The 13,392-nt window shown below is 46.2% G+C and carries 16 protein-coding genes; 5 read left to right on the plus strand and 11 right to left on the minus strand.

Features of this window, described 5'->3' with window-relative positions:
- The first annotated feature begins 16 nt into the window (after window positions 1-16).
- Window positions 17-511 carry a peptidylprolyl isomerase gene (locus tag IEY09_RS11775; RefSeq protein ID WP_037419214.1) on the plus strand — a complete coding sequence of 165 codons (495 nt, stop codon included), beginning with the start codon at window positions 17-19 and terminating at the stop codon, window positions 509-511.
- 189 nt (window positions 512-700) lie between these two features.
- Here IEY09_RS11775 and IEY09_RS11780 read toward each other — a convergent pair whose 3' ends face one another.
- The 3 genes from IEY09_RS11780 to IEY09_RS11790 form a co-directional block, all read right to left on the minus strand.
- The gene (locus IEY09_RS11780) at window positions 701-1,141 is read right to left on the minus strand and encodes a YcgN family cysteine cluster protein (RefSeq protein WP_037419163.1); all 441 of its coding nucleotides are present in this window, start codon (window positions 1,139-1,141) and stop codon (window positions 701-703) included.
- A gap of 302 nt (window positions 1,142-1,443) precedes the next feature.
- Window positions 1,444-1,602, minus strand: coding sequence for a hypothetical protein (locus IEY09_RS11785; protein ID WP_188871189.1), 159 nt, complete (start codon window positions 1,600-1,602; stop codon window positions 1,444-1,446).
- 222 nt (window positions 1,603-1,824) lie between these two features.
- Window positions 1,825-2,103: a YcgL domain-containing protein gene (locus IEY09_RS11790; RefSeq protein ID WP_037430455.1), complete on the minus strand. Its 279-nt coding sequence runs from the start codon at window positions 2,101-2,103 to the stop codon at window positions 1,825-1,827.
- 122 nt (window positions 2,104-2,225) lie between these two features.
- Here IEY09_RS11790 and minC point away from each other — a divergent pair, with 122 nt between their 5' ends.
- From minC to minE, 3 genes are read left to right on the plus strand one after another with little or no spacing between them, the layout of a single operon-like run.
- On the plus strand, window positions 2,226-2,891 hold the full coding sequence (gene minC / locus IEY09_RS11795; protein ID WP_037419169.1) for a septum site-determining protein MinC: 666 nt from the start codon (window positions 2,226-2,228) through the stop codon (window positions 2,889-2,891).
- 27 nt (window positions 2,892-2,918) lie between these two features.
- Entirely contained in the window at window positions 2,919-3,728 is an 810-nt protein-coding gene (minD, locus tag IEY09_RS11800) for a septum site-determining protein MinD (RefSeq protein WP_037419172.1), read from the plus strand.
- 2 nt (window positions 3,729-3,730) lie between these two features.
- Window positions 3,731-3,988 (plus strand): cell division topological specificity factor MinE, encoded by a 258-nt coding sequence (gene minE, locus IEY09_RS11805; RefSeq protein ID WP_007648439.1) that lies wholly within the window; start codon window positions 3,731-3,733, stop codon window positions 3,986-3,988.
- 179 nt (window positions 3,989-4,167) lie between these two features.
- On the opposite strand, the gene rnd is transcribed toward minE, so the two are convergent.
- The 7 genes from rnd to tsaB all read right to left on the minus strand — a co-directional run bounded on the left by rnd (window position 4,168) and on the right by tsaB (window position 10,914).
- Window positions 4,168-5,277 carry a ribonuclease D gene (rnd, locus tag IEY09_RS11810; protein ID WP_188871249.1) on the minus strand — a complete coding sequence of 370 codons (1,110 nt, stop codon included), beginning with the start codon at window positions 5,275-5,277 and terminating at the stop codon, window positions 4,168-4,170.
- Window positions 5,278-5,347: 70 nt separating this feature from the next.
- A complete protein-coding gene (gene fadD, locus IEY09_RS11815) occupies window positions 5,348-7,021 on the minus strand; it encodes a long-chain-fatty-acid--CoA ligase FadD (RefSeq protein ID WP_188871192.1) in 1,674 nt (557 codons plus the stop codon).
- A gap of 199 nt (window positions 7,022-7,220) precedes the next feature.
- The gene (locus IEY09_RS11820) at window positions 7,221-8,087 is read right to left on the minus strand and encodes an alpha/beta hydrolase (RefSeq protein WP_144346188.1); all 867 of its coding nucleotides are present in this window, start codon (window positions 8,085-8,087) and stop codon (window positions 7,221-7,223) included.
- Between the two features lie 21 nt (window positions 8,088-8,108).
- Window positions 8,109-8,921, minus strand: coding sequence for a class I SAM-dependent methyltransferase (locus IEY09_RS11825; RefSeq protein WP_037430429.1), 813 nt, complete (start codon window positions 8,919-8,921; stop codon window positions 8,109-8,111).
- Between the two features lie 130 nt (window positions 8,922-9,051).
- Window positions 9,052-9,759, minus strand: coding sequence for a M50 family metallopeptidase (locus tag IEY09_RS11830; RefSeq protein ID WP_037430432.1), 708 nt, complete (start codon window positions 9,757-9,759; stop codon window positions 9,052-9,054).
- Entirely contained in the window at window positions 9,752-10,060 is a 309-nt protein-coding gene (locus tag IEY09_RS11835; RefSeq protein WP_069454864.1) for a hypothetical protein, read from the minus strand. The genes IEY09_RS11830 and IEY09_RS11835 overlap by 8 nt, the downstream gene beginning before the upstream one ends.
- A gap of 143 nt (window positions 10,061-10,203) precedes the next feature.
- Window positions 10,204-10,914 (minus strand): tRNA (adenosine(37)-N6)-threonylcarbamoyltransferase complex dimerization subunit type 1 TsaB, encoded by a 711-nt coding sequence (gene tsaB / locus IEY09_RS11840; protein WP_069454863.1) that lies wholly within the window; start codon window positions 10,912-10,914, stop codon window positions 10,204-10,206.
- Window positions 10,915-11,292: 378 nt separating this feature from the next.
- Here tsaB and hemB point away from each other — a divergent pair, with 378 nt between their 5' ends.
- Window positions 11,293-12,291, plus strand: coding sequence for a porphobilinogen synthase (hemB, locus tag IEY09_RS11845; protein ID WP_140907016.1), 999 nt, complete (start codon window positions 11,293-11,295; stop codon window positions 12,289-12,291).
- 95 nt (window positions 12,292-12,386) lie between these two features.
- On the opposite strand, the gene IEY09_RS11850 is transcribed toward hemB, so the two are convergent.
- Window positions 12,387-13,292, minus strand: a complete 906-nt coding sequence (locus tag IEY09_RS11850) for a bifunctional methionine sulfoxide reductase B/A protein (RefSeq protein ID WP_188871194.1) — start codon at window positions 13,290-13,292, stop codon at window positions 12,387-12,389.
- Window positions 13,293-13,392 lie beyond the last annotated feature (100 nt).

Genomic DNA, 13,392 nt, shown 5'->3' on the forward strand with positions numbered 1-13,392 from the left:
AACAGAAGCGCAGCATATGATTATTTTCACAACAAATTTTGGCGATATAACCCTCGAACTTGATGTAGAGCGCGCCCCCGTTACCGCCAAAAACTTTATTCGTTACTGTAAAGAAGGTTTTTATGATCACACGATTTTCCATCGTGTAATCAAAGGCTTTATGATCCAAGGCGGTGGCTTTACCGCCAAAATGAAAGAAAAGCCCACCCACGAACCAATTGTCAACGAAGCCAACAAAGGCCTATCGAATGTATTTGGTACTATCGCCATGGCCCGTACCGATGCGCCACACTCGGCAACCGCGCAGTTTTTTATCAATACTGCCAATAATGAGTTTCTAGACCATACGGCACCCACCAATAACGGCTGGGGTTATGCGGTATTTGGTAAAGTCACAGCGGGACTCGAGGTTGTGCTGCAAATTGAAGGCGTAAAAACCACGCGAGTAGCGGGCCATGAAGACGTGCCCCGTGAACCCATCATTATCGAAAAAGTGACGATTATTGAATGACTTTATCTAATCGATAAAATTGTTTTGCGTGACTGAGCAATGGTCCAGCAATAACGCCACCATTCCTTGATAAATAACGCTTTGGTTTTAAACTCTAGATAGAAAAAAGGAGCAATCAACCGAAATGGTTAGTTGCTCCTTTTTATTCATTACTATCTGATATTACAGATAAAAGCTGCTTGAATGGTATTAATCCAGATCTTTAAGCGGCCACAGCACGATATGATCTTCTATATCCTTTATCCTGCGCTCATCTACCACTTTGCCTTGAATCGACATGCCCGCAAGGTGCATGGCCTCTTTAGAGCCCGTAAGTAATGGATGCCAGCTTGGTAAGTCTCTGCCTGATGCCAAACGGCGATAGGCGCAGCTATCGGGTAGCCAGGTGAGTTCATGGACATTTTGCGCAGTAATCACAGTACATTGGGGAACATGGCTAAAACGGTCACTATAATGTTTGCAGCTGGCACTTTGGTGATCGAGTAATAGACAAGCCGCATTGGTGTAATACAGCTCTTCAGTTTCATCATCAATCAATTTGTTTAAACAACACTTACCACAACCATCACAGAGGGACTCCCACTCCTGCGACGTCAACTCGGTTAACGCTTTATTCTGCCAAAATGCCATGTTTACGCTTATCTTCATATAAAAAATCCGCTCAATGCGGGCCATTTTACACCAATTTAGTGGGGATGCTTAATTCTCTCCGATACATGCACCACAAAGATGCCTAAATAATCGCACTCACCTAAATAATTCACCGCTTGCCAGCGCATTAAGACACGGTAATTGTTATAGACGAAAGACCTTGATGACTCAGCGCCATAAGACATGTGAGACGAAGGCATGAATATTTTGATGATTGGGCAAATCACTATTATCGAGATGCCTTCCCCCAATGGTTGCCACTTACTAGGGCGTGTTGACGTTTAAGGGTTGTTTTTGCAGCAATTTGGCTTGCGTTTATGCAAGGCAAAGTCCGTGCTGTGTAGTTGTTCTACATAAACGGACGATAACGCAGCAGAAACGTCAGCCAAACGCTGCCCGAAGGGTTCGTCTGGCAAGCCCTTGCTCTTACTTTCTGTCATAAGAGCCGCTCGTCATTTGAGTAGAATAACTACACATCATTCCTCGTTTCGCGAGCACGTGCTTGCCAGAACGAACAAAATCNGTCTGCGGCTGCTTAAATTTAAGAGGCGAGCATTAAAGAAGGAGATTTGCCCTTACGAATTAAGGGCAAGAAGAGCTTTGTATATGCTGCAACAGATTTAAAGACTGTCTTTGGCAGTTACCCTGTGCACAGTTACAGACTAGTCTTGAATCCCAAGGCTTTCTCTGTGCTCGGCCAATAAATTAACCTGCGGTGGCGGAATTTGTAAATAAAATCCCTTTTCCTTGAGTGCTGCTCTGACCTTATGAATATCGGCAATACCGAGTGATTCACGCTTAGCAATCGGGAATACCATCACTAACTGAGGCACACCAAACATATCTAACAACGCCTGCGGGACGTCGTCAAAACAGTCCCTTTTGTTTACAAATAAGTAAGTGTCAGCCTTTCGACTACTTTTATAAACCGCACATAGCATAAGAGTATAAATATCCAATAGTTCAAACTTGCCAGTCAATGGGGCACACTATAACATGGTCGCCTAGTAATTTAATTGCAAATCAGCGAACCGACTGATGATTTCTGGAGAATAGTGCCGGGATGTCAAAACCTAGCTTAGAGTTAAAAGGCGCTTCTTTTACTCTTTCAGTGCTTCATATTAATAACAGCGATTTAAATGCTGTCATGGCTGAATTAGATAGCAAATTGGCACAAGCTCCCCAATTTTTTCTGGGTGCCCCTTTAGTCGTCAACCTCAGCGCCATTCAAGATAACGATTTTAATTTACAGGGCTTAAAAGAGTTATTACTTTCCCGCCAGTTAGTTATTGTAGGAATTACTGGTGCAACTAACGTCCTAAGCAACCAAGCTAAAACACTCGGACTTGCCATAGTCAAAGCGGGTAAACAAAGCGTCGCCCCTCCACCAGCACCGCGTCAAACTAAGATTTTGAAGCAAAATATCCGCTCAGGTCAGCAGGTCTATGCAAAAAATGGCGATTTAATCATATTTGGTGCGGTAGGTAATGGCGCAGAAGTCATCGCCGATGGTAGCATTCATATTTATGGTGCGTTACGAGGAAAGGCCATGGCGGGCGCAGCTGGCGACAGCAGCGCGGTAATCATTGCTCATTCCCTCGAGGCAGAATTAGTTTCAATAGCAGGGCAATATTGGCTCGCTGAAAATCTACAACAACATAGCTCAGATAAAGGCGGCTGCATTCGCTTAAATGGCGAGTCGCTTATCGTTGAATCATTGCCCCTCTAAATGGCACAAAAAAGGATAGAGAGAAACATGGCACAAATTATTGTTGTCACTTCAGGTAAAGGTGGTGTTGGTAAAACCACATCCAGTGCGGCGATTGCAACTGGACTTGCACTACAAGGGCATAAAACTGTTGTTATCGATTTCGATATAGGCTTGCGTAACTTGGATCTGATCATGGGCTGCGAGCGCCGCGTCGTCTATGACTTTGTCAATGTCATCAACGGTGAAGCGAATTTAAATCAGGCACTTATCAAAGATAAACGCTGTGAAAAACTGTTTGTACTGCCAGCCTCGCAAACTCGTGATAAAGACGCCCTAACAAAAGAAGGCGTGGGCCGTGTGCTTGACGATTTAGCCAAAGAATTTGAATTTATTATCTGTGATTCCCCTGCAGGTATTGAGCAAGGCGCGATGATGGCATTGTATTTTGCCGATATCGCCATTGTGACGACCAACCCTGAAGTAAGCTCGGTTCGCGACTCTGACCGTATTCTAGGAATGCTGCAAAGTAAGTCACGCCGCGCAGAACTCAGTTTAGAGCCGATAAAAGAGTACTTACTGTTGACTCGTTATTCTCCAAGTCGGGTAAAATCGGGCGAAATGTTAAGTGTTGACGATGTAAAAGAAATCCTTGCCATTGATTTGCTTGGTGTTATCCCTGAATCACAATCCGTACTCAAGGCATCAAACTCCGGAGTACCTGTGATTATCGATCAAGAAAGTGATGCAGGCGCCGCTTATAGTGACACTGTCGCGCGTTTATTGGGTGAAGATGTCCCAGTACGCTTTATTACGGAAGAGAAAAAAGGTTTCTTACAACGGATATTTGGTAGCTAATTATGTCTTTACTCGACTATTTCAAAAGCAAGAAAAAGCCTAGCACCGCGGTAATGGCAAAAGAGCGACTACAAATTATTGTGGCCCATCAGCGTGGACAACGCGACACACCTGACTATTTCCCGCAGATGAAGCAAGAAATCATCGCCGTGATCCGCAAGTATGTGCAGATTTCGGATGATCAAGTTTCAGTGCAATTAGATCAGAATGACGATAACTTGTCGGTACTCGAACTTAACGTGACGTTGCCAGACAGATAAGTCGAGCGTTGGCGTCATCCTCAAATGGGGATGACGCGTTCTGCTGCGCCTTTCTCCTACCCCCATGCTTTAGCTGGGGTAAAATCAAGGCCTAACACCTTAAATGCGAATTTAGGCATCAAATCTTAGGTCAAAACCGAAATGTTAAAAGCAAAATATTGGCGCCTAATCAGTAAAACTTAAACTTCAAGCTTTGCCAACGATTCGGCCGCAATGTCTGCGCGCCAGCCATTTAACACCGTCGGCAATTCGCCCTGCTGTGTATCCCAACGCCATTGTAAATACTCATGAATATGACGTTTAGAGCCCAGCATTTCCACCGGAATGGCATGTTGTTCACAGAGTTCGGTTAAACAGGTTTTAATGGTCTTAAAAGCGGATTTATAACCCGGTTTAAGCGCTAAAACATCAACTAGCTCCGGCGGATTGTTTAAGTCAGCAGTCTGCATTATCCGTAAAATATCTTTACCATGGATGCGTTTTTCCTGCTCAGTTAAATCGTTCAATTTAAACAAATCACTCATGCTTTTAGGCTGTTTTTTCGCTAGCGCAATTAAACCATGATCTTTAATCACAAAGCCTAAGGCTAAATCCCGTGCCAAAGCTTTTTCTAAACGCCATTTAGCCAGCACTTTAAGGTAAGCCAATTGAGGCTCGGTTAATTGAAATGCGTTTTTTACTTTAAGGTATGCAGTCTCGAGATCGGGAGGAGCTAAACGCCCTTCAGTCATCCGCTCGCCTTCTTCATAAAGCCAATCTAAACGGCCTTGCGCTTTAAGCTTGTCGGCGAGTTGCGGATAAAGTTGATAAAGATACAACACATCATTAGCGGCGTAGCTAAGTTGCGCCTCGGTTAAGGGACGACGTATCCAGTCGGTGCGTGACTCACCTTTATCAATCACTTCACCTAAGCAGGTTTCGACTAACTTGGCATAACCTAAGCCATGGCCCATACCGCATAATGAAGCCGCAATTTGGCTATCAAATAAGGGCGTAGGTTGGCGCTGGCCATAATGGGCGAAGACTTCTAAATCCTCACTGCAGGAATGTACTAGCTTGATAATGTTTGGATTATCTAACAAAGCCCAAAATGCACCGAGATTGGGCAAAGCCACAGGGTCAATCAAAGCTAAGGTGTTACCATCATAGGCTTGGATCAGGCCAAGCTTAGCGTAATACGTACGTGTGCGCACAAACTCGGTATCTAATACCAGTACTGCGCTCTGTTGATATTGAGCGACGAGGTCATTGAGGCTCGCTTCGTCGCTCACATAGTGAAACACTGACAAATTCTTCTCCAGTTCCTGTGGGATAATCACATCCATAAAAACAAAAGCCGGCTTATTGCCGGCTTCAATCTTACGCGCGCTTGACTTCGTCTCTCAGTTCTCGTCGCAAGATCTTACCCACATTGGTTTTAGGTAACTCGTCCCTAAATTCTACCAGCTTCGGCACTTTATATCCCGTTAAATGCACTCGGCAATGCTTAATGATGTCTTCAGCGGTTAAAGATTTATCTTTCGCCACCACAAACACCTTCACTAACTCGCCACTCGCATCATTAGGAACCCCTACTGCCGCAACTTCTATCACCTTAGGATGTAAAGCAACAACCTCTTCCACTTCATTGGGGAAGACGTTAAAGCCAGAAACTAAAATCATGTCTTTCTTACGATCAACAATATAGAAGAAACCCTGTTCATCCATATAACCAATATCGCCCGTGGCGAGCCAGCCGTCTTTATCAATCACTTTGGCGGTCTCTTCTGGACGCTGCCAATAGCCTTTCATGATCTGTGGGCCTTTGCCAAATAGCTCACCTGTCTCGCCTTGGGGCAACACATTACCCGCATCATCACGCACTTGAATGAGTGTAGATGGCGCAGGAAAACCGATAGAACCGTTATAACCGTCTAAGTTATAGGGACAGCATGTTAACAGGGGCGAGGCTTCAGTTAACCCATAACCTTCAAGTAAACGGGTTTTAGTGATGCTCTGCCATTTATCGGCCACGGCTTTTTGCACTGCCATACCACCACCAATGGATAATTTGAGGCGAGAAAAATCCAGCTCAGCAAAATCACTACTATTCACTAAGGCATTAAACAGGGTGTTAACACCTGTCAGGGCGGTAAAAGGATATTTCTTGAGTTCAGCCACAAACCCTGGAATATCCCGAGGGTTAGTGATTAAGAGGTTCTGACTGCCCTTATGTAAAAACAGTAAGCAATTCACTGTTAAGGCAAAAATATGGTAAAGCGGTAATGCAGTTACAACAAATTCAGTACCATCCCGCAGTGCCGGAGAATAAGCACCGTTGGCCTGCAACACGTTTGCCACCACATTACGGTGGGTTAACATGGCGCCCTTTGAAACCCCAGTCGTACCACCAGTATATTGCAAAAAGGCAAGGTCACCCCCAGTGATTACGGGTTTGACATACTGCATTCTGCGACCTCTTGACAAGGTTTCGCGCATCGAAAGGGCATGGGGTAGATCGTATTTAGGCACCAGTTTTTTAATATATTTAACAACAAAGTTAACTAAGGTGCGTTTTGGCGCACTTAGTTGATCGCCTAAACTAGTGATAATGACACTTTTCACGGGCGTTTGATCGACCACTTCTTCTAAGGTGCGGGCGAAGTTAGACACCACAACAATGGCTTTGGCGCCCGAGTCAATCAACTGATGTTTGAGCTCTCGCGGGGTATAAAGTGGGTTAACGTTAACCACCACCATACCAGCACGTAATACCCCAAACAACGCAATAGGATATTGCAACAGATTGGGCATCATCAGTGCGACACGATCGCCCTTTTGTAGCTTCAATTCATTTTGTAAATAAGCAGCAAAAGCACGGCTACTTTCTTCAAGTTTACGGTAAGTTAGCGTGGCCCCCATGTTGATAAATGCAGGTTGATCCGCATACTTAGCCACCGCGGTCTCGAACATATCGATAAGCGATGAATACTGATCCACATTAATCTCAGCAGGCACATCTTTTGGTAAATGTTTAATCCAAGGCTGATCCACTACTTTCTCCTAAATCCCCACAACTGCGGATACGGTACCCTTACTACCGCCAATACTCGACAAATACCGAGTTAAAATACCGACTTACATTTTATTGTTATTGATTTACCCGGATAAATCATACGGGCGTTTTAATTTTGATCATCATCACATAAAAGAAACAAAAAACCTAGTGTCTTTTTTATGTTAGTAAAAGCCATTATTCGACAAAACGTTGGATTAACTGACTAACCGCTTGCGCATTATCCATATGCACATGATGGTCCCCCTCAAGCATATGTTCAGACAAATTGCTGAACCATTTCCTTGCTTTAGGTAGCGCCGTATGTAATTGGCTAAAACCTTGTTTGCCGCAGATGAGTAAGGTAACCACCGAAATATTTTGCATTAAAGCATCGACTTGCTCAAAGGTCAGTCGCATTGGCGAGTCGAGCCTTAGTCTTGGATCACTTCGCCAAACAACTCCATCAGAAGTCGCTTGCATATTGCGGTCAAGTAATAGTCGACACCACGGTTCGGCCAATCCGGTTAAATGCACTCTAGCCTTAACTGCCGTTTCCAGACTATCGTAGACTCTCATCCGTTTGTGTTTTTGCGCTAAAAATTTCTCATGTTGGTAAAAGCTTTTCCTCAGCCGCGATTTGGCTTGGGTTGCTGACTCATATAAGGGACTTAAGGCCTCAATTAAAATCAGCTTATTAACCTTTTCTGGAAATGCTGCCGTATACGCAGAGGCGATAATCCCCCCTAATGAATGCCCAATAATAGCCAGTGGCTTTTGTGGCAAAATCGCCAGTAACGCATCGAGATCGTATAAATAGTCAATCCAGTGTAATGGGTAATGTCCCGGCCGATGCGCCGAAAAACCATGACCGGGCCAATCTATGGCAAGAATTTGGTAATCTGACAAATACTCAGCGAGAGGCTCAAAACTGTTGGCATTGTCTAACCAGCCATGCAACGCGAGCAATAATGGCTTATCTTTCGCTCCCCATAATCGACCACTCAGCTTGATATGGGGTAACACAAACTCGACTTGATTTTTGGGGGCGAAAGATTGCCACATATTGCCTCTAATGTCAGGTGATTAGCGGGATTTTTTGACAAATTTGAGCGTCATGCGATCACTCTCACCAATTGCTTGGTATTTTTCTTTATCTGTATCACCTAAAGCAAAGGAAGGTGGCAACGTCCATACTCCCTTGGCATAGTCCTTAGTGTCTTTCGGATTGGCGTTGATTTCGGAGCTTTCGGCTAAGGTAAAACCGACCTTTTTGGCCAGCGCGATCATCTCGTCTTGATCCATATAGCCCGTGCTCATATTCATGCCTTTATTGGCTCTATGTTCGACGACGCCAAATACACCGCCATCTTTAAGCACTTTGTAAGAAGCGGCAAACACGTTTTCGAGCTGGTCGCTTGAAGCCCAATTATGTAAGTTACGGAAAGTTAATACCAAGTCAGCACTGCCATCGGCACCTAAATTCATTTTGGCTGGAGGGTCGAGAACCACCATTTTCGCATTACCAAATAAGGCTTTATTGGCCGTCATCCAAGTATCGAATTTCACGCCCGCATTGGCGCGATAGCGATTACCAGGGGTGTCCGTGCTGGGGGTAGTTTCGAAACTGGCGGCAATATATTGTCCCTTAGGCGCAAGATAAGGGGCAAGGATTTCAGTGTACCAGCCATTACCTGGCCAAAGTTCAATCACGGTTTGTGTTGGGGTTATACCAAAAAATGTAAGGGTTTCTGCGGGGTGACGATAAATATCGCGGCTAGCGTTTTTGGCTTGGCGAAAATCACTTTTAATGGCTTTATCTAATGCTTCATCTGCATTGGCCATACCTGAACAGAGACCAGCAATCAGCATACTGGCGATGAGTGTGACTTTTTTCATAATAATTCTCCTTGGATACCGAAGACTTAAGCTAGCAGTCTATATAAAAAAATCCAAGAATTAGCCGCATAAGTTGACCATTTAGGCTGTAAATATTTGTGATGTCATGGGAGCATTAATGTGCGATGTATTAACGAGAGATGGCGGAATCCACCCGCCGCCAAGCCATATACAAGGCGCAGATACTGCAAAACAACCAAATGGCGACCCAAATCCACGCTGGTATCCATGAACGATCAGCCAGCAGCACCGCATCGCCCTGCCCTTCGAGTCCGAGCAATACCGTTGGGCTTGCCAGCGCATTGAGCATGATCATCAAACCAATAATGCGTAAAAATTGCGTGAGGATTTTATTTTTGCTGAGTTTTAACGGCAGTAACAACACTATCGTCAGTACCGCTAAAATGGCTAAGGTGAGCAAATCTCGCCCCCACAGCAGACCACTTAGCACCACTAAACCGCCTAAAAACGCAAAGCTTAGGCGAATGCCCTTAGGCCAAGTCGCCAGCAGATAAATAAGGTATCCCCAACAGGCTGCGCCAAAATAGCCCGCAAATCCAATCACCAGTGGCGAGCCACCTTGGCTAAAGCAAAACCCCGCACCATTGGGAAAGAGTTGAATATGACTCACTATGCCGCCACTGAGCACTGTCGCTATCCCATGGGACAACTCGTGGAAATAGCTCTCTAACCACTTAAAAGGCACACTCAGATAAGGAATGCGCGTCAAAATGAGGGCCAGCATCAGTTCGATGATAAACAAACCGCGGCTCGGAAGGCCGCCAGTTAAACGAGGTGTAAAACGGGATTGAGAAGACACAGGCGCACTATCAGGCATAAATATCCACACCCACCATCTGCTGAATCTCTTCACGTTTGGCGGCATGTTGCGTTTGTAGGTATTGGGCGATAGCCCCTTGATGTCCTCGGGTACTTTGCTCGTATTCGAGTTGGGCACCGAGTCTGGATTGTAGGTTTTGTGACGATCCTTCATCGGTATCATCAAGGGCTAAGGCTGAAACCGCATCGAGCTCAATCACAGGGCGCGGCGCTTCCGTCGGCGACATTCCCTGTATGACTGCGGGGCGATTACTCGCAACCGCTTGTGTCAAACTCGTTTGAAGCGAATTTACCTGCATCGAAATGCCCAGTTAATATCCTAGTAGCCCTAGTTAGTATTGTTAGGCTGTTGTGACAAACGCCTAACTAAGATTTGATGTCTACATCGTGAGCCAATGCAGACACTTTAGATTCTAACGTATCACGGGGAATAATGAACAGTTTATTCACGTCCCGGTAACTTTTTCCATGTCACAGTATCACGAAGATATACAGGCTCGAGTTCATCGACACTGGTGGTTAATCCCGCTTTGATACCCGCTTCGGCCAGCGCTAACATGGCTCGGGCATCGGGATACTTCACCGCCGCTAAGGAGGTAATGCCGCTGCCTAGAGCTAATAACTCGGGATAGGCATCAAATCCAGTGCCACAGCCGACAATGGCTTTATTAAGATCGAATGCCAGCTCAACCTGTTCAGGCGCGCTCACCACCTCTTTACCGACTAATGTAGCAATGCCATCGACGGCAACAAATTGACCCCAGTACACTTCTCCCATGCGCGCATCGATACAACAGAGCACTTGCTCGGCAGCGTGCTCAGCAATCGCCATTTGTGCCATGGCCGCTAAGGTGGAAATGCCGATAACGGGTAAGTCTAACCCTAGGGCTAAACCTTGGGTCATGCTGGTACAAATACGGATGCCCGTAAAACTGCCTGGCCCACGGCCGTAAGCAATGGCATCCAGTTTATCTAAGCCGACATTGGCTTGTTTTAATACTGCTTCCACCATAGGCAATAAACGCTGACTATGCTCCCGAGGCGCATCGGCTAACTCAGCAAAAACCTGTCCTTGATAATACAGGGCAGCCGAACAAGCTTCGGTACAAGTGTCGAGGGCGAGAATACAAACAGAGTCTTGGGGTGTTGTCATATAAAAACCGCGCTGTGGGTATAGTTGGACAGACGAATAGCGACTTATCGAAATCCTGCACTATACCAAGTGTAAATTGGCGCAAATGATAACATCAAATAATCGAAAGCAAAGGCTTAAAAACAGCGGTGAATGGCTCGATTGGCTTAGCGCTGGGTTTGTGATCGCCATCACTAACTCAACAACCTCTTCGGCCTTGGTCCAAATACAGGGAAACTTTTGCCCTATTTTAGGTCTGAGCAAACAGTGCTGAAGCTTTTGTCTCACTTAATCAAGTTCACTAAAGCACCAACAAGTACAACCTAAGCATCGTTTTAACTCTCTCCCTTTGACGCGAAACTTCGCGTGATGCTTTTACACTGTTAATAAGGAAATTCAATGAGCAGTACACAAGAAAAATCCCTCAAACCTCTTCGCCGTTTAAGACGCCTACGCCGCACTGAAGCCATGCGTGATCTCGTGCGTGAAACCCAGATTTCCCTAAGCGACTTAGTTCACCCACTTTTTATTGAAGAGCACATCAACCAAGCCGTACCCATTTCAACCTTACCGGGGATCTGCCGTCTGCCCGAAAGTGCGCTTGCCGATGAAATCCAAAGGCTTTACGCCCTAGGGATCCGCTATGTGATGCCCTTTGGTATTTCCCACACCAAAGATGCACAGGGCAGCGACACTTGGGATGACAATGGCTTACTCGCACGGATGATCCGCACCATCAAAACCGCCGCGCCAGAGATAATGGTGATCCCCGATATTTGTTTTTGTGAATATACCGACCATGGACACTGCGGCGTATTGCACCATGACGAAGTCTGTAACGATCAAACCGTGGCTAACTTAGTCAAACAATCCATTACCGCCGCCAAAGCCGGAGCCGATATGCTGGCGCCATCGGCGATGATGGACGGCCAGATAAAAGCCATTCGCCAAGGACTGGATGAGGCAGGATTTGAACACATTGCCATTTTGGCCCATGCAGCCAAATTCGCCTCCTCCTTCTATGGGCCTTTTAGGGCCGCGGTGGATTGTGAACTTAGTGGAAACCGTAAAGGCTACCAACTCGATTACGCCAATGGTCGCCAAGCCTTGCTCGAAGCGCTGCTCGATGAAGAGGAAGGCGCGGATATTTTGATGGTGAAACCCGGCACGCCCTATTTGGATGTGTTAAGTCGCCTAAGACAAGAAACCCACCTTCCCTTAGCGGCTTATCAAGTCGGCGGCGAATATGCCGGCATTAAGTTTGCCGCACTGGCGGGCGCCCTCGATGAGCGCGCCGTCGTCACCGAAACCTTTATAGGGTTAAAGCGTGCCGGCGCCGATTTAATTGTCAGTTATTACGCAAAACAATATGCCGAGTGGTTAGCGCAATCCCGTTAATGCACTGAGTCTTCAGCCTATCAGGCAAGCAATTAACGGAAACGCCACCCTAATCGGTGGCGTTTTTTATCCGTCATTTTGGTCGCACATTAAGCCTATGCTTGTAGCTCTGCAAAAATGGCTCTGATCTTTTCAACCTTTGGCCGCACCACAATTTGGCAATAGGGCTGCTCGCCATGCAGGGCGAAATAGTCATTGTGGTAATCCTCAGCGGGATAAAATGACTCAAAAGCCACCACTTGGGTCACTATCGGCGCATCAAATACCCTTGCCTCGGTTAATTTGGCAATCATGGCATTGGTCTCTTCAATCTGCGCCGCATCGTGGGCAAAGACGACGGAGCGATACTGCGGCCCTTTATCATTGCCTTGGCGATTAAGCGTGGTGGGATCGTGACTCTCAAATAACACCTGCAGCAGCGTCGTAAAGCTGATTTGCGCGGGGTCAAACTCGATGTGCACCACTTCGGCATGCCCAGTTAATCCCGAACACACCGACTTATAATCGGCATCGCTCGCCTCGCCGCCCGCGTAACCTGAGCTGACGTTCAGCACGCCCTTAAGGCTCTTAAAAATCGCTTCAACACACCAAAAACAGCCCGCACCAAAGGTGGCAAAGGCTGTGTTATGCGTCGATGCAGCCGCCTCATCGGCCGCTTGAAATACCATGGAGACAGAATTAACGCAGTGGCGAATATTCTTCGGCGTTAAATATTCCCCTTCAAACACATGGCCTAAATGACCGCCACACTGACTACACACGATTTCGGTACGGCGACCATCGGCGTCGACATGACGACTCACTGCGCCCGGAATTTCATCATCGAAGGCTGGCCAACCACAGTGGGCATTAAACTTATCTTCTGAGCGATACAACGGCGCATGGCATTTTTTGCACAAATACACGCCTTTGGCGTCATGTTTATAGTACTCACCGCTAAAGGGACGTTCAGTGCCCTTTTCTTCTATGACATAGCGTTCAAAATCAGTCAGTTTGTTCATAAAAGTCTCCTTTAGCTCCTAAGGTATTCGCCTGCATAAGACCGTTTATTCCTTAGGTTTATTGCGCCTCGGCCTGAATTGGCTTTTTGGCATAGTAGCC

This window comes from Shewanella xiamenensis (assembly GCF_014647135.1).
Classification (GTDB): domain Bacteria; phylum Pseudomonadota; class Gammaproteobacteria; order Enterobacterales; family Shewanellaceae; genus Shewanella; species Shewanella xiamenensis.